This is a genomic window from Pseudomonas sp. NPDC087598 (assembly GCF_044743525.1).
In the GTDB taxonomy this organism is placed as follows: Bacteria; Pseudomonadota; Gammaproteobacteria; order Pseudomonadales; family Pseudomonadaceae; genus Aquipseudomonas.
This window is the reverse complement of record NZ_JBIUWQ010000002.1, coordinates 107,449-131,705: the sequence shown is the minus strand read 5'-3', so window position 1 is coordinate 131,705 and position 24,257 is coordinate 107,449. Positions and strand designations below refer to the sequence as shown.

Annotated in this window: 18 protein-coding genes; 11 read left to right on the top strand and 7 right to left on the bottom strand. The window is 53.3% G+C overall.

The features are described from left to right. Window positions 1-2: 2 nt before the first annotated feature. Both ACIOWE_RS02075 and ACIOWE_RS02070 read right to left on the bottom strand, forming a co-directional pair. The gene (locus ACIOWE_RS02075; protein ID WP_401386749.1) at window positions 3-1,640 is read right to left on the bottom strand and encodes a cyclic peptide export ABC transporter; all 1,638 of its coding nucleotides are present in this window, start codon (window positions 1,638-1,640) and stop codon (window positions 3-5) included. Between the two features lie 80 nt (window positions 1,641-1,720). Further along, complete coding sequence (locus ACIOWE_RS02070; protein ID WP_401386746.1) at window positions 1,721-2,452, bottom strand: thioesterase II family protein; 732 nt, start codon at window positions 2,450-2,452, stop codon at window positions 1,721-1,723. Between the two features lie 462 nt (window positions 2,453-2,914). Between ACIOWE_RS02070 and ACIOWE_RS02065 the strand changes: the two genes are divergently transcribed. From ACIOWE_RS02065 to ACIOWE_RS02015, 11 genes are all read left to right on the top strand, one after another. Next, the gene (locus ACIOWE_RS02065; protein ID WP_401386743.1) at window positions 2,915-3,937 is read left to right on the top strand and encodes a hypothetical protein; all 1,023 of its coding nucleotides are present in this window, start codon (window positions 2,915-2,917) and stop codon (window positions 3,935-3,937) included. Window positions 3,938-4,025: 88 nt separating this feature from the next. Then, entirely contained in the window at window positions 4,026-8,216 is a 4,191-nt protein-coding gene (locus ACIOWE_RS02060) for a type I polyketide synthase (protein WP_401386740.1), read from the top strand. Between the two features lie 13 nt (window positions 8,217-8,229). Further along, window positions 8,230-9,081, top strand: coding sequence for a 3-hydroxyacyl-CoA dehydrogenase family protein (locus tag ACIOWE_RS02055; RefSeq protein ID WP_401386738.1), 852 nt, complete (start codon window positions 8,230-8,232; stop codon window positions 9,079-9,081). A 12-nt stretch (window positions 9,082-9,093) separates the two neighbouring features. Further along, window positions 9,094-9,339, top strand: a complete 246-nt coding sequence (locus tag ACIOWE_RS02050) for an acyl carrier protein (protein WP_401386735.1) — start codon at window positions 9,094-9,096, stop codon at window positions 9,337-9,339. A 35-nt stretch (window positions 9,340-9,374) separates the two neighbouring features. After that, window positions 9,375-10,202, top strand: coding sequence for a thioesterase domain-containing protein (locus ACIOWE_RS02045; protein ID WP_401386732.1), 828 nt, complete (start codon window positions 9,375-9,377; stop codon window positions 10,200-10,202). 74 nt (window positions 10,203-10,276) lie between these two features. Continuing rightward, window positions 10,277-15,211, top strand: a complete 4,935-nt coding sequence (locus ACIOWE_RS02040; protein ID WP_401386729.1) for an amino acid adenylation domain-containing protein — start codon at window positions 10,277-10,279, stop codon at window positions 15,209-15,211. Between the two features lies 1 nt (window position 15,212). Further along, window positions 15,213-16,247, top strand: coding sequence for an HAD-IIIC family phosphatase (locus ACIOWE_RS02035; RefSeq protein ID WP_401386726.1), 1,035 nt, complete (start codon window positions 15,213-15,215; stop codon window positions 16,245-16,247). A 251-nt stretch (window positions 16,248-16,498) separates the two neighbouring features. After that, entirely contained in the window at window positions 16,499-17,035 is a 537-nt protein-coding gene (locus ACIOWE_RS02030) for a D-alanyl-D-alanine carboxypeptidase family protein (RefSeq protein WP_401386723.1), read from the top strand. Between the two features lie 12 nt (window positions 17,036-17,047). Continuing rightward, on the top strand, window positions 17,048-18,169 hold the full coding sequence (locus ACIOWE_RS02025) for an acyl-CoA dehydrogenase family protein (RefSeq protein ID WP_401386721.1): 1,122 nt from the start codon (window positions 17,048-17,050) through the stop codon (window positions 18,167-18,169). A gap of 36 nt (window positions 18,170-18,205) precedes the next feature. After that, window positions 18,206-18,943 (top strand): 4'-phosphopantetheinyl transferase family protein, encoded by a 738-nt coding sequence (locus tag ACIOWE_RS02020; protein WP_401386718.1) that lies wholly within the window; start codon window positions 18,206-18,208, stop codon window positions 18,941-18,943. A 4-nt stretch (window positions 18,944-18,947) separates the two neighbouring features. Beyond that, a complete protein-coding gene (locus ACIOWE_RS02015; RefSeq protein WP_401386715.1) occupies window positions 18,948-20,144 on the top strand; it encodes an MFS transporter in 1,197 nt (398 codons plus the stop codon). Window positions 20,145-20,293: 149 nt separating this feature from the next. Here the strand turns inward: ACIOWE_RS02015 and ACIOWE_RS02010 are convergent, their stop codons facing one another. From ACIOWE_RS02010 to ACIOWE_RS01990, 5 genes are all read right to left on the bottom strand, one after another. Beyond that, window positions 20,294-21,052: a PIG-L deacetylase family protein gene (locus tag ACIOWE_RS02010; RefSeq protein ID WP_201238286.1), complete on the bottom strand. Its 759-nt coding sequence runs from the start codon at window positions 21,050-21,052 to the stop codon at window positions 20,294-20,296. A 159-nt stretch (window positions 21,053-21,211) separates the two neighbouring features. Then, window positions 21,212-21,898: a glycosyltransferase gene (locus ACIOWE_RS02005; RefSeq protein WP_401386711.1), complete on the bottom strand. Its 687-nt coding sequence runs from the start codon at window positions 21,896-21,898 to the stop codon at window positions 21,212-21,214. Then, window positions 21,895-22,494, bottom strand: coding sequence for an SAM-dependent methyltransferase (locus ACIOWE_RS02000; protein WP_401386708.1), 600 nt, complete (start codon window positions 22,492-22,494; stop codon window positions 21,895-21,897). The genes ACIOWE_RS02005 and ACIOWE_RS02000 overlap by 4 nt, the downstream gene beginning before the upstream one ends. Beyond that, entirely contained in the window at window positions 22,491-23,261 is a 771-nt protein-coding gene (locus tag ACIOWE_RS01995) for a PIG-L deacetylase family protein (protein WP_401386705.1), read from the bottom strand. Before ACIOWE_RS01995 ends, ACIOWE_RS02000 begins: the two co-directional genes overlap by 4 nt. Further along, window positions 23,258-24,256 (bottom strand): acyl-CoA dehydrogenase, encoded by a 999-nt coding sequence (locus ACIOWE_RS01990; protein WP_401386702.1) that lies wholly within the window; start codon window positions 24,254-24,256, stop codon window positions 23,258-23,260. The genes ACIOWE_RS01995 and ACIOWE_RS01990 overlap by 4 nt, the downstream gene beginning before the upstream one ends. Window position 24,257 lies beyond the last annotated feature (1 nt).

Sequence of the window (24,257 nt, the reverse complement as noted above, 5' to 3'; positions counted from 1 at the left end):
CTCTACATGCAGTTTTCGTGACTTTCGTTTACCACCTGCGTAATCAGCTTCCCATCCTGTAAGCGGATAATCCGGTCGGCCTGCGAGAAGTAAGCATCATCATGGCTGATCACAATTACGGTTTTACCGCGAGCCCGTAGTTCGGGCAGCAGTTCATGGTAGAACACACGCTTGAACACTGGGTCCTGATCTGCAGCCCACTCGTCAAACAGGTAAACCGGGCGATCTTCCAGATAAGCCGAGATGAGGGCCAGGCGTTTTCGTTGGCCTGAGGACAGCTTCAACGTGGAAAACATGCCATCGACAATCTGGACTTTCTTGCCCAGACCCAGCTTGTTCAGGTAGTGAGCCGCTTGTGCGCTGCTGTCTTCCGAGGGCTCAAGTAACAGATGACGGAAGAGGTGGAAGTCTGCGAACACGGCGGAGAAGTGGCTGCGGTAATGAACGGCATTCTGCTCATTGACCGCCACGCCATTAAGACTAAGCTTGCCGCGCTCCGGCAGGTAGAGGCCTAGTAGTAACATTGCCAGCGTGGTTTTGCCGCTGCCATTACCGCCGATAATAAAGAGGATTTCGCCATGCCCGATGTTCAGATTCAACGGGCCAAGCAGGAAACGGTCATCGGCACTGTCTCCCAGGTAATGGTGACGGACTTCATTTAGCGCAAGTGAAAATGGCGCACCATTGGCAAATGGATTGGCGGGGGTGGCGTCTGGTTGCCAGTCGTCCGTGAGCATGGCGTCGAGTTTGCCAATTTGACGAAACGCAATCACCCCCTCAGTGATCACTGGAATCGCATTCATGGCGGTACTCAGCGGTGCAGTGAGATACAGCACAATCATCGCAAACGCAGTTAATACGCTGGTGTCGTAGCTGAAGAATTGCGGCGCTACAAAAAGTAATCCGCCAATCACCAGGTAGAACAATATGTCGCCAAAGTTCGTGATCAGTGCCAACCTTGAGTAAGTCGTTACGTAAGACCGCTTGAGCTTTACGGCATCAGGCCCTAACACATCACTGATGAACATCTGGCCACGTTTGACGTTCAACTGCAGTTCCCGCCTGCCTTCAATCAGGTCATGGAAATGTCCGTACACCTGTCCCATCTCTTCGCGCAATGCTACGAGTTGGCGCAACGTGTGGCGCTTGAACCAGTGGTAGGTGAACGCGCCGATGCCAAGGGTCGTCAGGAACACCAGGAACAACTCCCACCCTAACCAGGCCATGTAAGCCAGACAGCCAAGCAACACTGCCGTATGGGTCATCACCATCGGGATGATGGTCATGGCGGCAATGAGTGACTCGACGTCTCGGGTCAAAATTGTCAGCAACTCAGACTTGCCTTGTTGATTGAGTAGTTGCAAGCGTGCAGCGAGCAGCTTTCGACTCATGTCCAGGCGCATATCAAGTATGGAACCCTGGGTCAAATTCAACAGGAGCACTTGAGAGACCGTACGCGTCAGCAGTTGCAGCGCACACACGCCAAAGAACAGGGCTGCGAGTTGGCCGGCCGTGCCTGGAACGTTTTTGGTGATCATTCCGATAAGCGCGACGCCACTTGCTCCAGCGGCCACACTGGCCAGGACAGCAGCTAACAGACGCGGCCAGGAACGCCGATACAGGTAAGACAAAAAATTCATAAGGATAAGCGCCGTTTGGACAATAGCGGCTGGTAGGACTGAAGCATCTTTATATAAGCAAGCTGCAGGAGGACCGCGGACTATCTGACTTCGTCAAGAATCCGCGCAATGACGTTTTTGCTATCAGACTGCACAAAAAAATGATCGCCATCGAACCAGTGCAGCTGAAACGTTGCTGTGGTTTCACGCTGCCATTTTTCCACGTTTGATATACGTCCCTCGTCCTGGCGGCCTGCGAAAGCAATGATGGGGACTGTCAGCGGTGAGCCTGGCTGATATTGGTAATTCTCGATGAGGGAAAAGTCAGCGCGAATGGCAGGCAGCAGTAATGCCATCAAGTCTGAGTCTCTGAGGACTTCCAGCGGTGTGCCATTATAATTGTGAAGCTCGTCGATTAACTGTGCGTTGGGCATCCGGCTCAATCCCTTGGGCGGAAGAAGATGTTGCGGGGAGTCGCATCCAGAGACGATAAGCCGTTCGGGTAATGGAAGTCTCAGAGACTCCAGGCGTCGACAGACTTCGAACGCAAGCAATGCACCCATGCTATGTCCGAAAAAACTGAATGGGCCCGGCGGCTGTTCCACTAAAGCATCGGTTATTGCGACAACCAGTTCTTCCATGTTCTCGAGTGAAGGTTCCAGAAAACGGTTGCCGCGACCCGGGAGTTGCACCGCACACACCTCAACACACTCTCCCAATTGAGTACGCCATGGCAAATACATGGCGCTGCTGCCACCCGCGTGAGAAAAACAATACAGGCGAGGGCGTTGCGACTCTTTTAGCTCTTTAGAAAACCAAGATTTTGCTGACATGTGTATTGATCAACTTCCTGTTGAGTAATTATTCATCTGCACCGCGCACATACACGTAATCGCTGTAAAAGTCACCCGTGTGGCAGAACGGCCATGGTATACGGATACGGCAGATCTGTAAGAACACAAGTTTGTCCAGGCATTCATTGGCGCGTGGACATCGGCGGCGGACATGCGCTGGGTTTATCAAATGACCTTGAACAGCGTGTGCAGTTCACAAGAAAATTGTATGTCACCCAAGTGAGGCAGTGTCCAAAGGGCAGGGTGAGGCACTTTTGCATCGCTACTGACTGTATTGCAAGCAAATTTGCTTTCAATCGTAAATTCAGGCCGTTAAACCCTTGCATATCAGCGGCTTGTGGCCATATTTAAAAAACCAATAGGTGTGCACCTTGATTAATGGTTATGCTCGATTGAGTCACTGGATGTGAGTCGACCAAGGAAGCCCGGGTGAGCAATAGCATGGAAGCCGCATCAGTTATCTCCATTGTATTCGGCGGGAACTCTCCTGAACACGATGCCTCAGTTGACTCATTTAGCTACGTCTATGAGTGTTTGCAAGACAGCCGTGTGGCGATCAGAAATGTATATTTTGTCGATGTTCGAGGCTTAGTCCATGAGCACGCCTTTCAGAGAAGCATGGACGCTGCTGCTTATCTGCAATCCAGCACCCCGATGTCTTATGCGCAAGCGCTTCGTCGATGGAAAGAAGACGATTGTTATCTCCTGAATCTGTTGCATGGCCGTCACGGCGAAGATGGCCATTTACAGGGCGCAGCTGCGCTGGTGGGGTTGCGAGGGAGTTTTGGTTCGACGTTGGCATCAAGCCTGTCGATGAGCAAGTTTCACATGTCTCATTATGCAAGTAGCGTCTGCCCCTTGCTCCGGATACCTCAATCAACTCTGCTCAGGAGTGGCGAAGATCTTGATTATTCGCTGCCGGGTCTTGGCGGACTGCATAGCGCTGTTGTGATTAAACCCAACGCCTCTGGAAGCTCCATTGATACCGAACGATATGCCACGCTAGAAGGTAATGAGAGTCTTGTAAGCCTTCAACTGGAAAGAATTTATGAGGGCGGTAACGATGCGCTCGTTCAGCAGTATATTTGCGGCGTGGAGTACACGGTTGGTTGTTTGAGAACGACGGATGGTGGCATTCGGCCGCTTCCGGTAGTGCGCATTACATCTCGGGAAGGCTTCTTTGGTTTTGTCGAAAAAAATACCGTGGGGTCGGTAGTCAAGGAGTTTGTCGCTGACAGTCCACTGACAGATAAGTTAAAGGCGATCTCCGTGTCTTTATTTTCCTCTGTCGGCTTCTCCAATATGTGCCGTTTTGACTTTATCGTCAGCGAAGACGGCAACATATTCTTTCTCGAAGCCAATTCCATACCTGGATTGATGAGGAACAGTCTCTATCCGAAAATGTTGCGCATGGCTGATATCGATATCGTCGGTGTTATTGCCGATCTGGCTCGCGCGACTTGACTTCTTAAGTGTTGTATCAACTCCGTTTGCGGGGTGGCGGGATTGATATTGCCTTTTTATCGAGAGTGGACTCACTACGGGGTAGGCTGTGGCGCAAGATAAAGTTGCAATCATCGGGATTTTTGGTCGTTTTCCAGGGGCTGAAAATATTGACCAATTGTGGGAAATGCTCACAGAAGGTAAATCCGGTACCCAGCGCTTTCTACTTGAAGAGTTAGAGCAGCAAGGCCTACCTGCCTCGCTAATCAATGATGAACAATACGTACCTGTTCGTGGCGTGATAGGTAGCGAGGAATATTTTGATTCTGCCTTCTTCGGGTTTTCCGGCCTGGAGGCTGATCTGATGGATCCTCAAGCGAGGCAGGCGCTCGAGTGTTCCTATGGGGCGTTGGAAGATGCTGGTTATGCCGAACCGGCCTACCGGGAAAAAACTTCGGTATTTGCATCGGTCAGTCGCTCTGAATACGAGCATTTCCTGTTGGGCGAACTGGATCCGCAGGTGCTGGCTGCGCCTTATACGCTGGACGGCACACTTGCCGATTTCGTGCCGCTACGAATCGCCAACAAGTTGGGCCTGGAAGGCCAGAGTGTACTGGTGAAGTCGGCCTGTTCGAGTTCACTCCTGGCGGTGCACATGGCGTGCCAGCATGTTCGCAATGGCGAGTCATCCATGGCACTGGTTTGTTCATCGGCCATTTCGTGGCCTGCTCGCCAAGGCCGTCTGGCAGTATCGGGCGGAGTCATGTCCATAGATGGCAAATGCCGGCCTTTTGATGCCCAGGCTAACGGGACGGTCAGCAGCGACGCGGTCGTAGCGATTGTTTTGAAGCCTCTGGATAAGGCAATTGAGGACAACGACAGGATTTATGCAGTCATTGCTGCAAGCGCCGCCAACAATGACGGTGGCCGCAAGAGTAGCTTTACCGCACCCAGTGTCGATGGTCAGAAAGACGTTGCGTGCACCGCGCTGGAAATGGCGGGAGTCAGCCCGGATGAGATTCGATATATTGAAACGCACGGCTCCGCGACGGTCATCGGCGACCCGATAGAATTGAGTGCGCTTGCTGAAGCCTACACAGCGACAGATGAAAAAATAGCGATAGGGTCGATCAAATCAAATATAGGTCATACCGACACCTCCGCCGGCTTGATGGGGCTGGTTAAAGTTACTCTTTGCCTGTACCACAAAGAGCTTGTCCCGAGTATCAACTATCAAACGCCTAATCCACTGATCGATTTCTCCGAAACACCTTTTGTTGTCAACACACAGCGGCAGCCGTGGCGCACTAAATACAAGGCAGCCGTTCACGCCACGGGAATGGGGGGGACCAACGTACATTGTATTCTTGAGGCCGCCGACGCTCCCCTGCAACCGATGCCGGCAGCGACGGGCCCAGAACTTATTGTGCTGGCAGCAAAGTCTCCGGCGGCGCTGGAAAATATCACGGAAAGATTGGTTGCTTTCCTGCGGTCACCCTTGAAATCGAGTTTGGCCGACATCGCTAACACCCTGCAGGTCGGGCGTCAGGCCTTTGAATATCGGCGAAGAATAGTTGCCGAATCGACTGATGATTTACTGACGAAACTGGTTCAGCGGGAAGTGCCCGGAGTGAAATCATTCGACGCTGGGGAACGCCGGGACAAGGTTGTCTTTCTGTGTCCGGGTCTTGGGGTCAACGACTTTTCATTGGCCGTCAGGTTGTGTGGCAAGTCAGACATTTTCAGGAAAAGCCTGGAAGACAGCTTCAGAATCGTCAACAGCGAACTCGAAACCGATTTGATGCAGGTCTTGTGCAGCATTGGCCAACCAGAAACAACGCAGTCTCTGGGGTGGAGTGACAGCCAGTCCGTCAATTCAATGCTGGATGTTACCTATGCTCACCCCCTCATTTTCTGTATTCAACTGGGCTTCGCAGATCTCTGGGCATCTGTAGGTATAAAGCCATCCTGCCTTGTTGGTTACAGCCTGGGTGAATACGTGGCAGCCACCTTGGCGGGTGTATTTTCCAGAGAAGACGCGTTGAGGCTGGTAGCGAAAAGAGCCGGGTTGATAGATAAGCAGTCGAAAGGCAGGATGGTGGCGGTGGCATTGCCGTATGAACAACTGCTCGGTTACTGCAATGAAAATGTGTCGATAGCTGCGGAAAACGCGACGAATCTTTGCGTGATTGCAGGCTGTGAGTCCGCTATCAATGATGTACTGGGGAAGCTGAAAGAAGACAGAGTGTTCTACAACGTTATTCAGTCCCAGCATGCCTTCCATACGCAATGGATGTCTCCGGCGTCAGGCGCGCTGGAGTCGATAGTGGGCATGTATGACAGGCAGGCACCTGAAGTTCCGTTCATTTCAAATGTCACCGGCGACTGGATTACCGACGATCAGGTAAACAGCACGGGCTATTGGGCAGATCACTTGTCTTCACCCGTGCAGTACCTGGAATCGTTGAAGACGCTGGCGCGAGAGCAAAATACCGTTTATGTCGAGCTTGGCGCTGCAGGTTATTTGGCAGATCTTGCGAAATTGATAAATCCCGAGAACGCCGTAAATTGCCTGACATCCTTTGATAAAACCATCCAGGCTGACGTCTATGGGCAATGGCTCGCGGCTCTGGGCACTCTCTGGGGCGCAGGGGTGGAGGTAAACTGGCCGGGGCTGGAGCGGCGCGATAAACCACGCAGAGTCTCCCTGCCGACTTACCCCTATAGCCGTAAACGGCATGCGATATCGCCAAGTGGCGCCAGTAACAGAGACTCCTTCCGGGCTCCGGCTGCGCAAGTACGATCTGAAAAAAGCAGTCTTGAAACTGTCGGCAGCTTGCCAGTGGGTAAAGACGCCGGGAGTTCAGCGGTCTACGACATTATTCTGAAAATATGGCAGCGAGCGTTTGGTAATAATAATTTATCCGGCCGCAGCCATTTTTATGAGATGGGCGGGCATTCACTGCTGGCCGTTCAACTGCTCTATTACATAAGAGAGTCGCTTCAGGTGAGCCTGAATGTCGGTGATTTACGCGCTCATCCAACGATCGACGAACTCTCACAGTTCGTTGCGAAAAGCATCCATATGCAACGTAATGACCTTGTGATTAAAGGGGCAGTGGCAAAAGCGATTGTGGATGCTTGCAAAGAAGATCGTGCTGATTTGACCAGAGAATATGTGCTGAGTGTCTTAAGGCGGCTTTCCGATGAAATTGCGTCTGTGGATACGGCAAAGATCAAGGGTTATGACGCTCTGATCGCTGATCTTACGAGAGTTCTGAAACATGATCTCGGGCGTCCGGTCTATGCTCATGAGCTTACGGGGCGAGATACGCTTGCATCACTGTGTGAGCTGGTGAACTCAGTTGTCTTTAGCGAAAGTATCGCACTTGCCGGGGCTGGCACAGCCGCTTCAGAAACAACCCGTTCAGCCGTGCCGGCGGTCTTGTCGTCTGCTTCCGAGCATTTGATCCGGGGCAAGAACCCTCAGGCAGCCTTCATTCTTTCATCGGCACGCTCTGGCTCGACATTGTTGCGGGTCATGCTTGCCGGGCATCCCCAATTATTCTGTCCGCCCGAGTTGCATTTGCTGGGATATCCAACCGTGAAGGCGAGGAATGAACATCTGCAATCAGAGCATTTTGGCAAGGGATTGCAGAGAGCATTAATGGAGCTTTATCACATTGGTCCCTCTGAAGCGGATGAAAAAGTCAAAGAGCTGGTGGCCAACAACAGTTCGATTTCGCAAGCATTCGCACTGATGCAGACGCAGGCTGCTCCTCGGTTACTGGTAGATAAATCTCCAGATTATGCGGGAGACCCGGACATACTCAGAAGTGCACTTGATATGTTTGAGTCTTCCAGGTTCGTCGTATTAACAAGACATCCCGGTGCCGTCATGGAGTCTTACGTTCGTAACCGTATTGGCGCCATTGCGACAAATCGCTGGGCTGATCCGTTTGCCCAGGCGGAGGACCACTGGTTCCGCTATTACAGCAACATCATGAACTTTGTCAGCTCGCTTCCCGACAGCCATATCATCTTGCGTTATGAAGACCTGGTCGAGAACGCCGAAGTGGCAATGCGTCGGACCTGCGAGTTCCTTGGCGTTGCCTTTCACCCGGCTGTGCTCGATCCCTATTCAGGCGCGCGAATGATCGATGGCGCAGGGGATCCTAATTTCCATGAGCATCAGGCGATAGAAAAAACATTTGCCTCTCGCTGGAAAGATCAACCGCAGCACTATCAGTTCAGCAGTAAGACAATCGCACTCGCCAAGACAATGGGTTACGAAATCTAAGAGACTCGATTAAATGGAAATTATCGGCGTTATCGGTGCGGGCACCATGGGCTCTGGCGTCGCGGTAAATGCCGCGCTGGCGGGTTTCAGGGTCATCATGGTTGAAAGTGATGAAGGGGCCCGAAAGTCTGCGGTCGAGAAGCTACGAACAGCATTTCAGTTGACCACGTTGTTGGACAGAGCCAAAACAGAACACGTTGGCACTGTGCAGGGGCTCCTTGAAAAAATTGATATTCGTCACAACCTGGACTCAGTTGAAAGAGCCGATATCGTATTTGAGTGTGCGACCGAGCGACGCTCCGTCAAACAGCAGATTTTTCAGGAGTTAGATGTGGTTTGTGGCAAGGAAACGATCTTTGCCTCGAATACATCGTGCATTGAAATTGAGGTTCTAGCCGGATTCACCTCCCGCCCGGAACAGGTCCTGGGGGTCCACTTCATGAACCCGGCGTCTTTGCGTGATTTCGTAGAAGTTACAAAAGGGTCACGTACAACCCAAGCCACAGTGGATGCCACTGTCACCGTGTTGAAGCGACTCGGGAAAAACTGTGAAGTGGTAAACGATTCGCCAGGCTTTGTCATCAATCGAGTATTGATGCTTGCAATCAACGAAGCTATTGGTGTCGTTGAAGAGCAAGTAGCCGATTGCAAGCAAGTGGATAATTTATTCGAAAAATGCCTCGGTCATAAAACCGGCCCACTGGCCACTGCGGACTTGATTGGTCTTGATGTAATTGCTGACAGCTTGATCGTGCTGAAGGAAAGCCTGAACAACGAGATTTATGAGCCGAAGCAACTGTTGAAGGATAAAGTCTCCAGGGGTGAGCTGGGTGTCAAGACCAAGTCGGGTTTCTATAAGTACTGATAGCGAGGCTTCATGATGAACAATAGTGTGCAGAAAAAAGTCACTGACTATATATGTGAGTTATCCGGGATCGAACATGTCGAAGCGACCGATGAACTGTTCTCCTCGGGCCGTATGAACTCATTGAGGGCGTTGTCGTTGATCCAATGGATAGAATCCACCTTCAACATCGTCGTCGACGGTAGCGATATCTCACCGGCTAACCTCTGCAGTATCGAAGCGGTTTCGCAGTTCATTGATAGAAAAAAAGCCGCGTGATCGGCTGCACTTAGTTCAGGGAGGAGGGCTGAACAATGTCTAGCCATTCAAAGTTTAGCCACTGGGTGAATATGAAACCAGGTGGCCAGGGCCCCGTGTGGATCTGTATTCATGCGTTGAGCGGTTTCATCGAGCCGTATCGGCATCTTTGCGGCTTTCTAGACTCCGGTGAAGAGCTATGGGGGGTTGAAGCGAAAGGCGTTGATGGACAAGCATTGCCGGAACTATCTGTCAGCGCCATGGGGGCCGATTATGCGCAGGGTATCTTTGACTCCTTTGGGAAACGCACTTGCATTGTAATCGGGTGGTCATTCGCAGCGCTTATTGCGCACGAAACGGTTGCGAACTTGAGAGCCAGAGGGGTTGCGGCCTTGCTGGTAATAATTGATTCGCAAAAAATGTTGCACAAGGATGCCGGCGGCGTTGACTTGCACGAGGTCATGTCGGGTTTTGTCGAAGCAATGGCGCGTGAGCAGACCGCGGAAGATTATCAATCTGCGGTTTCACCGAACGCGTTAATCGATGGGTCCTGTATGGCGACAATGCTGGAGCAGGCTTCTTTCGTTAGCGGTATTCAGTCAATAGCATTGTTGCGAACGTTGTTTGCGGTCTACCTGGCCAATTCAACGGCTTTAATTAGTTATCGCGTCCCCACTCGGCGTGGACGATATAGTTTATTTATTCGCGCCGAGGATCAAGCTTGCGCTACGTCAGTTAAAGCACTGGGCTGGGACCGTTGTTTTTCTGATGGCATAACCGAGGTGGTTTGTCCGGGAGATCATCACTCAGTGCTGAAAGAAGAAAATGCGCGCGCGGTTGTGGATCAAATACGCGGTTTTGCTAGAGCGTTTGAGTTTTATTGATGCTGTGAATGTGATTGGCGTAGTACTTCATGATTTGTAGAGTTATTCAATAATAATTGATCAGGGAAGATGCAATGACGGAGCGGCAATGTGATATCGGCGCCTCTAATGTTCTGGACCAATTGCGAGTTCAAGTTATCAACCGACCTGAACAATTAGCCTTGGTTGATGAGATTGATACATGGAGTTATACCGAATTATTTGATCACGTAGCCGCATTAGGGGCATGTATTGCTGCGCAGGGAGTTAGTACCTCAGGCAACGTTGGGGTTTTTTTCGAACACCGGTCGCAGGCGATATCAGGTATTTTGGCGACGATCCATGCGGGTAAGACCTGGGTGACTCTCGATGTTTCTCATCCTGATGCCTACCTTCGGGAAATGGTGCAACACGCCGAAATTGACCTCGTAGTGACGGATGAGGCGCTGTACGCGCGGGCCACGTCGCTATTGAAAAGTGACTCGCAGATAGTGCTGTGCACGCAGAAACCTCAGCAGATAGTTGAACCAAAAGAGGTGAGCAGTACGGCGTACATTATGTACACGTCTGGATCGACCGGCGCACCCAAAGGGGTCTTTCAGAGTCACCGCAATCTGATGCGCCAGATTGATATCTACAAAAACGCCCTGGATATTTCCTGTCACGATCGCCTGTCCCTATTGCCAGCGGTCGGCGTCGACGCCGGATTAATGGATATTTTTGCCGCGTTGACCTCGGGCGCCACATTGTATGTTTTCGATGTCCGCACGACGGGGGTAGAAGCGCTCCCCGCCTGGTTGAATGAACATGAAATTACGCTATATCACTCTACGCCAACCCTTTTCAGAGGACTCTGTGCCGTCACTCCCAAGGGAGTCAATTTCCCAAGCGTGCGCAAAGTTGTGTTGGGAGGAGAAGCCGCTTATGGCACCGACTTCTTAAACTTCAAAAAACTGTTCAGTAAAGACGCGGTGCTCGTCAATGGCTTGGGACCGACTGAATCTACACTTGCTCTGCAGGCACATTACAGTCAAAAAGATAGCGTTCCAGAAGGCCTGCTGAGCGTAGGGAAACCTGTCGAAGGCATGGAAATCCTGCTGGTGGATTCGCTGCATAGAGCAGTGGAAGATGAAGGCGAGCTGGTGTTATGCAGCGAGAACCTTGCGCTGGGTTACTGGAACGACCGGGCAAACAATGAGAAAGCATTCGCCAAGGTTAATCACCGCAGCCAACGGCTTTATTACACCGGTGATCTGGCCAGAAAGCTGGACGATGGCAGCTATCTGCACCTCGGGCGTAAGGATAACCAGATAAAACTGCGAGGACATCGTATTGAAGCCGCAGAGGTGGAGTCGGCATTACGTCGGCTCGACGGTGTCAGAGAAGCAGCAGTCGTTAAATACAGATTCAGCACAGGTCTTGAATCGTTAGTGGCTGTGGTTACACGTGACGACAACACGCCTTCGTCTACAGCGGAGATGCTCTCCCAGCTCAAGCTCGCGCTCCCGCCTTATATGCTTCCGCATAACATCGTAACCGTTGACTCTTTACCGCTGACGTTAAGCGCAAAGATCGACCGCCTGACTGTATTGAAAAATCTGTTTCTCGAAGCACCAACGCCGTCGATCAGCGGTGTCGGCGTTCTGACGGAAACTGAGGATTGTGTGCTTGAAATCTGCAGGCAGGAAATTGGGGGGTGGATTGACATTGACAGCAACTTTTTTGCTGCTGGCGGAGACTCACTGATCGCCAGCAGATTACTGTCAATGATCAGAGACCACTTCGATGTACAACTGTCTCTTGCGGCTTTTTTTGATGCGCTCACGTTGCGCCAAGTGTCATCAATGATTGACAACTCCCCACGGCAAAAAAAGGTTCGCCAACACGCACTGACCGCAGAGCACAGCGTACCGCTTTCGTTCTCTCAGGAGCAGATATGGGCTTCGCAATTTTTGTCATCTGGCGAAAGCTTATACACCCTTGTATATGGGTTCAGGCTTGAGGGGGCGCTTGATACTGAAAACCTCTCGCGTGCCTTCAAGATGCTGATTGAGCGGCACGATTGTCTGAGGATAATGGTTACCGCTCATGATGGTATTCCTCTTCAAACGGTACGAGATGTAAAGCGAACCAGCGTCGACCTCAATGTCATTGAATCTGTAGCCGATCTTCAGTCCGTGCTTGCTGAAGAAATCGCTGTGCTTGCCTCCAATCGGATGGGTGATATCCATTTTGCTCTTTTGAAGCCAACGTTGATTTCGACAGGGCCTAGGAGTCATCACTTGCTTATTGGGTTGCACCATCTTGCTGTTGATGGCGTTGCTGTGAATATCTTGTTCAAGGACCTGCAATCTATTTATGCTGCGCTGATTTGCGGTGAAAAAACGCCAGCACTGGCACCGGCAAAATCCTACGTTGAATACATCAGTCTGCAGCGTCAGTGGATGATCAGTACTGACTATGAGCAGCATAAAAAATGGTGGTCCAGGCATCTTTCGGATTTACAACCGCTGGAGTTGCCGGGCGACTTCTCCAGGCCGCAACGCAAAACATTCAATGCAGCATCGCATCGATTCACACTGCCGCCAGAGACGCTCGCCGAGCTCAAGAACACGGCCTCTGCGTACGCTGTAACTCCCTACGTTCTTTATCTGTGTGCCTTTGCACTGATGCTGTCCAGATGCTCGAACCAGGATGATTTCGCCGTTGCCAGTCCCGCGTCGGGACGATCGTCCTCAGACACTGAACATATGGTGGGTACCTTCGTAAACCCGGTACTTGTACGCATCAGAATAAATGAAGATCTGATGCTCGCCGACTTTGTCTCGGAGGTGAAACGGTCAGTCGCGTTATCGCTGGAACACCAGAAGTATCCCGTTTCTCATCTCTCGACAACCCTGAAGGTTGACCCTGAGGCTATTTCGAGCCATCTGTTTAACGTCATGTTGTCGGTGCAGAAGCGACCTGAGCTAAGGCTCAATCCGCAACAGATAAAAACCGATGATCTGCGTCTGAACCAACCGACGGTTCTCGGTGACCTGTGCCTCACGATCTATGAGGATGGAAGTGACATCGAGTGCGAGCTTGAGTACTCAAAAGAGATGTTTTCGCCAGACACAATTGCGAGATATGTGGATTACTTCAGTCGGCTATTGACCGGTATCGTCATCAACCGTAACTCGCGTCTGTGTGGACTGCCGATGCTGAGCGACGCACAGGTCAACAGCCTTCTGGAGTACATGGAGCCGACAGAAACGCGGGGTGAGAACCCGCTGTCCGTCTACGAGTGCTACTCGCGATACGTCCATAGCCAACCCGATACCATCGCGATCTGGTCTCCCGAAGGCGATCTGACTTACGCGCAACTTGACGCTGAAGTCTCGGCACTTGCGCAAGCATTGAAAGGGGCTGGCGTCACCGCGGGGCAACTGATACCGGTTGTTTCTTCGGAAAGCCGCTACGTTGTGTCTGCATGGTTAGCCATCAACAAGATGGGGGCGGGATTTGTACCGATTGAAGCGAACTGGCCAGAAACCAGAATCCTTGACGCCATCCGACGATGTGAAACCCGGGTGGTCGTTGGCGCCGCGAACTTCCACACGCAGCCTGGCGAGGACTACCACGTCATCCGCCTGCCGCTGCACCAGTCCGCGATGGCAATGGCTTCACCCATCGCATCTGTACAATACAACGGTGACGCACCTGTTTATGGGATTTTCACCTCCGGCTCAACCGGTACACCCAAGCTGGCTGTGATCGCGCAACGGGGTATCAGCAACCGTTTTGACTGGATGTCCCATGGGCTGATGGAAGGGCAAAAGCCGATAACGTTACAAACCACCTCGCATATTTACGACAGCTCGGTTTGGCAGTTGCTCTGGCCGTTAACCGTAGGCGGGCAAGCTTTCATTCCCACAGAAAACCTGGCATTTGATGTAGAACGCTTGCTACTAGGCATCTACAAGTACAAGGTCAATATCATTGATTTCGTGCCTTCGGTATTTGATGTCGTTGTGCAGCAACTGATAAAGGCCAATCGACCGCTGGCTGAACTCGCCTCGCTCAGGTATCTGATTCTGGGGGGCGAGTCATTACAAGGTACTGCGACGAAGCGTTTTACCGCGAAATATCCGCAGGTGACTTTGCTCAATGTCTACGGTCCGACAGAAGCGTCAATCGGCTGCATTTTCAGTAATCTGACCAATGCCGTGCCACCGTATCCGATTGGACGGCCTATTCCCAATGTCACGGCACTGGTTCTGGATCAGCGTCAGCGTTTATGTCCGCCTGGAACAACAGGAGAATTATATTTAGGCGGTGCCTGCGTGGGGATTGGCTATTGGAATGACTCGCTGATGACAGATGCCTCGTTTGTCACTAATCCATATCAACACGTTTCCAGTGCCCAGAGATTATATAAAACGGGCGATGAAGTCCGGTTGGGAAGTGACGGAAACTTTTACTTTCTCGGCAGGAGGGATGACCAAATCAAGATTCGTGGAGTCCGCATCCAGCCTGTGGAGATTACCGAGAAGCTACTGCAACATCCTGCCGTTCAAGAGGCTGTGGTGGACGTCCGCAACGTGGATGGGGTGGCAAGTTTATGTGCCTGGATACGTCCGACGGTGCCTGTCGATGTAAGGGAGCACTGTATCGGCTGCTTGCCAGTCTCAATGGTTCCTGAACACTTTATTGGTTGCGAGGCGTTTCCGATCTCTCCCTCTGGCAAACTGGACAAAAAGGCTTTGCCTGCGCCTCGGGTCAAACCAATGTCGCCGGTTAACCGATCAGGTCCGAGGGCGCCGGCTAAAGTCATTGAACTGGCATCTTTGTGGGCGGAGGTGCTGTCCGTGGATGAGTCCGTTATCAATTACGAAAAGAATTTCTTTGAACAGGGCGGCAACTCTCTGCTGGCGATTCAACTGCTGTATAAATTAAAGAAAAGATTCGATATTAAAATTTCAATTGCCGATGTCTTCCGGTTTAATCAGCTGGAAACCTTCGCCAGACAGTATTTGGGAGGGCGTTGACTTGTCTTCGCAAAAAAAAATCAAATGTGTCGTTTGGGATCTGGACGAAACCCTGTGGCACGGTGTGCTTTCGGAAGACCCTGAAGTATCTTTGAAGCTACATATTGTAGACATCGTCAAAGCGCTGGATGCTCGCGGAATTCTACAGTCAATCGCCAGTAAAAATGACGCAGAGTTCGCACAAACGATTATTCGAAAATATGAGCTGTCGGATTATTTTTTGTTTCCGCAAATCAACTGGAATACGAAGTCATCTTCGATAAAGCGCCTGAGCGAAAAATTAAATATCGGTCTCGACACGTTCATGCTGGTTGATGATCAGACGTTTGAGCGCGACGAAGTAAAGGCGGCCTGTCCCGAGGTGCACTGCTTTGATGCTGAGCACTATTTGCAGCTCCTGCAATCGCCCATGCTCATGCCTGATTTCATTACCGTGGAGAGCGCGACAAGGCGTCAACGATACCTTGAACAGCAGGTGCGTGATTGCGCGGAACGGGATTTTCAAGGCCCCAGCGACGAATTCCTGGCCACCTTGAATATGCAGTTGATCATATCCGTCGCCGTAGAGTCAGACTTGCAAAGAGCTGAAGAGTTAACCATAAGGACTAACCAGTTAAACGCAACCGGCGTAACTTACGATTACGATCAGCTTAAAGCCTTTTGTCATTCGCCCGACCACCTATTGTTGGTTTGCGAGCTGGCGGATAGATACGGCTCCTATGGGAAAATAGGCCTTGTGTTGCTGGAGCATAGCGAAGATGTTTTATGCGTAAAAATGCTGCTGGTTTCCTGTCGGGTCATGAGTCGCGGTGTAGGTGCTCAGCTTCTGACTTATGTTATGAAGTATGCAGCGAGTCGGGGCCTTGAGTTAACGGCAGAGTACAAGCCGACAGGGCGCAACAGGATAATGCAGATTATCTACGGCCTGGCTAACTTCAAGGAGTCGCAAGACTGCGGTGATGTCAAATTATTGAGTAATGACTTGAGTGTGATTCCTGACTTTCCCGATTATATGAAGGTTGTCGCTTCCCTTTAAATTCAGGACATTGCAAGTGTGTATAGAGCTTGGGGGCAGGGCAATCAGAGGGTGCGCTGATGGACAGTGAAAACAGGAAAATGTCGGGTGACGTCAAGCCACATATTCGACGTGTGGCAGAGGCGGCATAGTTATTCATTGACGCAGGCCTGGCTGTCCTTGCAGGTGTTGAGTCAGTTATCAGGTGGAAAACCGCCTGGTTGATTTAATTAGCAGAGCTCAGCGTGTTGAGCTCCAGGAAAACCACGATCATGGCATCCGATACTGATGAAATAGCGCGGTATTTTGACGAGTTCAAGATTGGCAGTAATGTCGTCAAGGAAAAGCATCTTTCGCTCTGGTTACCGCCCGCGATAATGGTGGAAATCGAAGGGAAACTCACTGAGAGGAAATATCTGCTGGATGTGTTCGCGGCTCAGGCCTGGACCACTATGCGGTCCGCTGCGGCGGTACAGGGTGTTGACATTTACGCTCTGTCAACGTACCGAAGTATTGCTTATCAGGCCACGATAATAAGGAATAAGCTCGGCCGGGGTCAGTTGATAGACGACATTCTCAAGGTCAATGCGCCACCGGGATACAGTGAACATCACTCGGCAAGAGCAATCGATATTGGCGCACCAGGTTTTGTCGATCTGGAAGAAGATTTTGAACACTCTGAAGCCTTTCGCTGGCTGACAAAAAATGCGCATGAATTCAATTTCTCAATGTCATTTCCCCGAGACAACATTTACGGCTATGCCTATGAGCCGTGGCATTGGCTGTTCACAGCCCCTTCGGATACATAACAGAGATGACTCATGATTACAGACGAAGGCAAGATTTTTCTGGCGGCGGCGAAAACCTTTATTGATGAACATGTTCACGGGGCGGCGTTCGACAAGGCACAGCAACTGCCGCGTAGCCTGCTAAAGCTACTGGCATCGCATGGTTACCTGGGGATTAATATTTCTCGAGAGCAAGGTGGCCTGGGAATGAACGCCCTTGAATATGGCTTGTTTACCGAGTTGCTCGGGCGAGCCTGCTCTTCGACGAGAACACTCTTGACTGTGCATTGTTCCCTGGTCACAGAGACACTTTCACGCTGGGGGACAGAACAGCAAAAACGCCACTGGTTTGCACTTCTGGTCAGTGGCGAAACGATTGCCTCGTTTGCAGTGAGTGAACCTGCTCACGGTTCGGATACCCGAGGGATTGCGACGCGCTATCGCAAGTCCGGCGCTGACTACGTTATCTCCGGCACCAAGAAGTGGATATCTTTTGGAGCAATCGCGGATGTTTTTCTCGTGTTTGCAAAATGCGACGAGCAAATGTCAGCCTTTCTGATTGATCGCAGCGCTCCCGGGGTACGAGTGGAGCCGATCAATAATCTGCTTTCTCAGCGTGCTTCGCACCTGGCAGAAATCACTTTCGATGAGGTGGTTGTGCCGAACACACGATTACTGGGCGCGGAGGGCTCGGGACAGTTGCTCCTGATGTCTGCCCTTGATAACGGACGGTACAGCGTGGCGTGGGGCGCATGCGGTGTTGCCAGGGAAGCGCTGGTACAAATGATCGGTTACGCGCAACAACGCACTCAGTTCGGTAGCCCGCTTGCCGAGTTTCAATTGGTCCAGGGTTTGATCGGCGATGCTGCCAGTGAGGTTCACGCCGCTCATGCGTTGTGTGAACGTGCGGCCTCTCAACGCATGGCCCGCTCATGCCACGCCGGCTATGAAACAACCATTGCCAAGTACGTAGCATCGAAAGCGGCCGTTAGTGTCACCGCACGTGCATTGCAAGTGCATGGCGCAAATGGCTTGAGCGACGACTTTTGTGTGGAGCGCTTGTTTCGCGATGCGAAAGCCCTGGAAATTATCGAGGGCAGCTCCCAGATGCAACAGATCACTATCTCCAACTATGCTTTGACCGCCGAGAAGTAAGCAGTTTAAGCGGGAGGCCTGCAAGGAGCATGAAAAGTGAAACCTCTCCGTGACAACGTTCATGTCTGGTACTGCCAGATCCAAAGCCCCGAAGCTTGGTGTGCAGTTGAGTTTGTGCTGAGCATGGAAGAAATCACCGCCGGGCAGCGGCGTCATGACAAAGCGTCGAAAACCAGATATTGGCTCGCTCACAGTTGTATCCGTTTACTGATCGGGCATTACATCAATGTCGATCCCAGACATATCAGCTTCCAGAAAAATTCATTTGGCAAGCCCCGGGTGGTGGGGCACGACATAAGTTTCAGTGTCAGCTACACATCAAACTGTTTTGCCATTGCCTTTTCAAAAAGCGGCGAACTCGGCGTGGACATCGAATGGCTCAACCCCGGATTTGATTTTTTTCCTGTGGCGACGCGTTTTTTTGGCGACGATGAAATTAGATCGATCCTTTGTGAAGAACCCACTCACCAGCGACGCTCATTTTTTGAAATACATACATTGAAGGAGGCGTATTCAAAAGCACAAGGCGAGGGGCTTTCGTTTGATCGTGAGAGATATGAATTTCATAAAAACCCACACGCTCCGCAAAGCCGTCTATGTGTCGATTCAGAGGTGTCGTGCATAAATGATAAATGGTCGTTCCATGCGGTTTACCTTGATCTCGATCTGGTCGCCTCTTTGGCGATCGACAAACCCGCACCGGTGTGTATCGAAACATTCCACTTGACCCAGGACATGTACTCGCAACTTATAAAACGTCTGCAGGAGTACTAACGCGTTGAGCTCGATAACTCACACTCTACAGTCACCCCGTAATCATATTGTCAGTGGGCTCTTTCTGGTTTCCTTGGGGACCTATCTTGTTACACCGTTGTACGCAATCCACTTGGTCAATTCACTGGGCTTACGTGCCGCTGATGTAGGTTTGCTGCTGATCATCTCATCAGTCGCTCAACGTGGCCTCACGTTGCCCATTGGCATCGCTATCGATAAAACCGATGTACGTGTGTTTCTGTTTCTGGGCCTTGGGTTAAGAGCGCTGTCGTTTTTTATTTTGGGAATTGCCGATTCGTTTACGCTGCTGGCAATCGCAGCAGCGGCAGGAGGCTCAGGCGCGGCAGCGTTTCAGACCGCCGGAAAGTCGATTCTGGTAGAGATCGATGCGGATAAGGCTCTCTCGTTTGCATTGCGCAATATGGCAATCAATGCCGGTATTGCCCTTGGGCCACTGGTGGGGATTTTTTTCACGTCCTATAGCTTTTCAACCATCTGTTGGACGACCTGCGGTGTGTACGGCCTGGTCGCTGTGGTTGAGATGTTTGTGTTAAAGCGGTTAAAACTCCGGGCTCCGGTTAGCGAAAACGGAGGTTATCTTCAACTCTTTGCGCCGTTGAGATTGCCGAAAATCAGATTTTTGTTAGTGTCGAATTTTTGTTTTTTCTTGTTTTTTTCGCTGTTCGAGTTGATTTTTCCTCTCTATCTGGTCGAGTTGCAATCGGCAACTTCGGTCGCGTTCATGTTTGCACTCAATGCGGTCCTGGTGGTTTTTCTTCAATTGCCGGTGGCACGTCTTATTGCCAATTATCACCTTGAAGTTGCTCATGGCTTTAGTGTCCTGCTTTTATCACTGGTGTTTTTTTTATTGTCTTGTATCAGTTCGTCGCCCTGGTCGTTATTGTGGTTTTTTACGGGTATCTGCGTTTTTAGCCTCGCTGAAGTTTACTTGATGTTTATCGTGGATTTCCATTTGGCGAATTTCGTCGGTTCGAAATCTACAGGCACTGTCTTTGGCTGTTCGTCATTAAGCGCGATGCTGGGGTTGTCAAGCGGACTGTTGTTCTTTGGCTGGCTCTATGACAGGCGTGAAAGCTTGGCAATTGCTGATTTCTGGTTGATTGTTTTGGCCCTTTGTCTGCTGGTTGTTTTACCTGTTTATTATCTGGAGCACCGGAGCAGCCGGTTGCAGCGTCCGTAACTTCGAGGGGCGCTTGGAGGGCCGCGACTGATTGATGGTACGCACTTGGCGAGCCTGACAGGTGCGGGTGGGTTTCTACGGGGCGATCTTCCGCACGCAGCCCGAGCCATCGTCAGCCCTCAAAACCGGGGCAGGGTGTGCCATGTGATTCAGACGAAAACGATTTCGTAGGGCAAACGCATCCGTTCAAGGATGACCGGCGGCAACATTGGCGCGATGCCGATGGCCGGTTCGCCCTTGAGCTGGCTGGCGTACGCGTGGGTGGCGTGGCTCTTGCGCGCAACGGTCCAGGTGTCGAGGCGCAGTTTGCGGGCGCGTTCCCAAGGGATCAGTTTCTGATCGCGCTCCGGCCAGTGCCACGCCCAGACCGGCACGTCGTGGAAGGTCGCACCGGCCAGTTCGGCGGCTTCGGCACTGGCGCGACCGACCGCTTCATGATCGTCGTTGCGGTCGCCGCGCCAGGTGCTGAACACCACGTCGCCGGGGCGCAGGTAGCGGCCGATGAATTCGGTGAGCTGAGTGTGTTGGTCGTTCAGAGCGTTGTCGGTGAAACCGCCGCGCACCCATTTCAGGCTGTGCATCGGCAGACCGAGGCGGCGCAGGGCTTCGACGCTTTCCTGCGGGCGAAACACGCTAAGGCGTTTTTCCGACCATTGCCGTGAGCCGGGGTGACTGGCGCTGCCGTCGGTGATGGACAGCAGCTGCAACGGGTGGCCGAGGCTTGAAAGTAATTGCAGCAATCCGCCGCAAGTGACGACTTCATCGCCGGGATGCGGGGCGATCACTACGGCGCGAGCGCCGGGCGGCACGAGGCTGCGGGTATTGATGACGGGAATATTGTCCAGTTGCGGGGCGCTGTTCCAGATTTGCGCCGACGGACTGTTTTCGGTGAGCGATAACGGTTTCATGGGTGCGACGTCCTTGTGTGGTCTCGCCCTCAGTCGTGTCCGTGGTCATGAAAATATCTGCCGCGGCCGACCCGTGAAGGCTGGTTGATTGCCGTGCGACGCTCCGAACCCTGGATTGCCGCGCAGCAAAGTATTGCTCAAGTAATGCAGTTCGTCGCGTCACAGATCAATCTGATCCGTATTTTTTTGCTCTATCTGTGCTAATTCTCGCAAATAGTCGCCAAATCCGCCGCGCGCGCGGCTGTCGAAACGCGCGCTGGTATGGACTTGCGGGCGATGACTCCAGGCAATGTTGGCGCCGACCAGTTCCAGCTCTCGCACCAGTTGCACATCTTCGTCGCAGGCCAGCGGTTTAAAGCCGCCGGCCCAGCGATAGGCATCGGCGCTGACGCCTAGATTGGCGCCGTGGATATGCCGATGACCATCGCAGGCGCGGTAGTGGCGGTGGTAGCGGATTTGAGCCGCCTCATCGAATGACTCATGCCAGCGTTCGACCGTGACAGTGCCGCAGACCGCGTCGGCGCCCAATCCGAGCTGAGCCACCAGCCAGTCATCGGCGACGCGGCTGTCGGCGTCCGAGCAGGAGATCCAGCGGGCGCCGCGCTCCAGCAGCACCTGAGCACCGGCGGCACGGGCCTGACCGACATTGCGGGCGTCAATGTGCAGGCTCAGCACCGGGTAGTTGGCGACGATTTGCGCCGAGCGGTCGGTGCAGCTGTCGAGCACCACCAGCACTTCAACCCGCTCGCCGGCGAGCAAACCGTGGCGACTCGCCCGCATTGCTGCGCTCAGGCACTCATCGAGCAGGTCTTCTTCGTTGTGCGCCGGGATCAGAATGCCAATCATCGCAATCCCTCCAGCGCGGCCACGGAGCGTGGCTCACGGCTCCAGACTTCGAGGATGAAATCCGCCTCCTGATGCAGGACCAGACGCGGCAGCTTCAACTGCTCGTGGATCAGGTCGTGCACCTGTCGTGCGTTCAGCGGGCAGCCATCAATGGGCGGACGCCAATGGCAGGCGAGCAATTGCCCGTCGGCCGTCAGGCAATCACTGATCCGGTGGATCACGTCTGTCAGATCCTTGCCATCGAGGTAGTAGCCGATCTCGCTAAATACAATCAGGTCGAATTTTTCCTCCGGCCAGTCGCCCGGCAAGCGACTTTGCCGCACCTGCGCGTGATCAAACAGGCTCAGTCGAGTGGTCGCCAGTTTGACCGCGGCGCTCGCCGTATCACAGCACAGCAACCGGTCGCAACGCGTGGCCAGTTCGGCGCTCAACTCAGCGTTGGCGCAGCCCGCTTCGAAAATCGAGCGATAGTGCGGGCGTGGCAACGCGGCGAGGGTGATTGCGCGTTTGCGTTGTTCGTACCAGCGCTCGCGAAAGGCCCACGGGTCGTCGCTGCCGGCGAACAGACCGTCGAAGTAACGATCTTCGACGCTCATAGGAACACCACTTCGAATGGCTGCAGCAGGCGATCCAGCACATACGGCGCCAGCACCGGATCAAGCCCCGCTGCTGGATCGCCTTCCAGTTGACTGGCGAAGGCGTGAACCGCATGGCGTTTGCGCGCCACCTGTGCGGGCGACAGCAGAATCTTGCGCGCCCGTTGCCACGGCACGATGGCGTCTTCCGGGGTTGCCCAGTGCCACGTCCACACGGGCAATTCATGGCACGTTGCACCGACTCTCCGCGCCGCCTCGGCACTGGCGCGACCGACAGCTTCATGATCGCAATGGCCGTCCTCGCACCATGTGGTGAAGACCACATCGTCAGGGCGCAGATGGCGCTCGATAAATTCGCACAGTTGCTGTTCTTGAGCGGCCACTTGCGTATCACTGAAGCCGCCGCGCAACCATTTCAGACGATGCATTGGCACGCCGAGACGCCGCAATGCTTCGGCGGACTCCTGTGGGCGGATCACGCTTAGGCGCTCGACGGGCCAGCGCTCGGAACCGGGATGACTGGCGCTGCCGTCAGTCACAGAGATCAGCTGCAATGGGCGGCCAGCGGCGGCGAGCAGTTGCAGCAAGCCGCCGCAGCCGAGCACTTCGTCGTCAGGGTGCGGGGCAATGATCACAGCACGCGAGCCCGGTGGCACCAGATCGAGAATGTCGATGCTTTTCAGTTGCGCCAGATGCCGCGAGCCCTGCCATTGGTGCAGTGACGTGCCTTGGCCGACGATCGGATTATCTTTTTTGACGGCGTTCATAGCGTCCATGCCTCTTTCGGTTGCGCGGCAACGATTTGGCCGAGGGCCGCGAGGTCGCGCTCGGCGTGGCTCTGGCGCAGGAATACCGGCAGGTCGGCGAGCAGTCGGGCGAAATGCCGATCCTTGCAGTAGGGCCCGGCACCGAGTGCGCGGCCGACGTCGCGGATCACTTGTTCGGCAGACTGTTCGACCACAGCGCGGGCGCGCCGGGCGAGCAGTTCGGCGTTGTTTTCGGGATGCGCATCGATGTGCAACGCGCTGAAGCGCAGGACATCGGCCGCCGCTTGCAATGCCGCATCGACTGCGCCGAGATGGGCGAGGGCGTGCGGCTCTTCGCGTTGCGCGCAGTGTTGGCGCAGCGCCTCGGCAATCTGCCGCGCGGCGCCGTACCAGCAGGCGGCAATGCCGATCCCGCCTTGCCAGAAACCCGGGCGTTGCAGGTAGTCGCCGGGGTTGCCGATGGCCTGACCCTCGGCGCCCTCGAACAACACTTCGACGCTGCCGGTGGCGGCCATGCCCACCGCTTGCCAGCCTTGATCGGTGATGGTCACGCTCGGTTGATCAAGTGCGACCGCCACCAGTTGCTGCTGATCATCGGCATCCCACGCGGTAAGCAGCGCATGGCTGAGCACCGCCGCGCCGGAACACCAGGCCTTGCGCCCGTGCAGCGCCACCATGTGCCCGGCGGGGCGCACCTGCACTCGCGCCTGCGGCGGTTCTGCGGCCCACATGCCCCAAGTGCTGCCGGGCGTTGGCGAACCACCCAATTGCTCGATGATCGCCAGCGCGTCGGTGTGACCTTCGTAGAGCTTGCACAAGCCCAGATCATGCCCGCCGACATCGGCCAGATGGCGCAAGCGTTCCAGCGTGTGGCCACTGCCCGGCAACGGCAAACGATCCAGTCCGGCCTCGACCATCGCCCGCAGGCAACCGCCTAGCGCTACGGTATTGGCGTAGTCGGGTGGCCGGCGAGCGAGATAGTTCTGCAGTTCCATA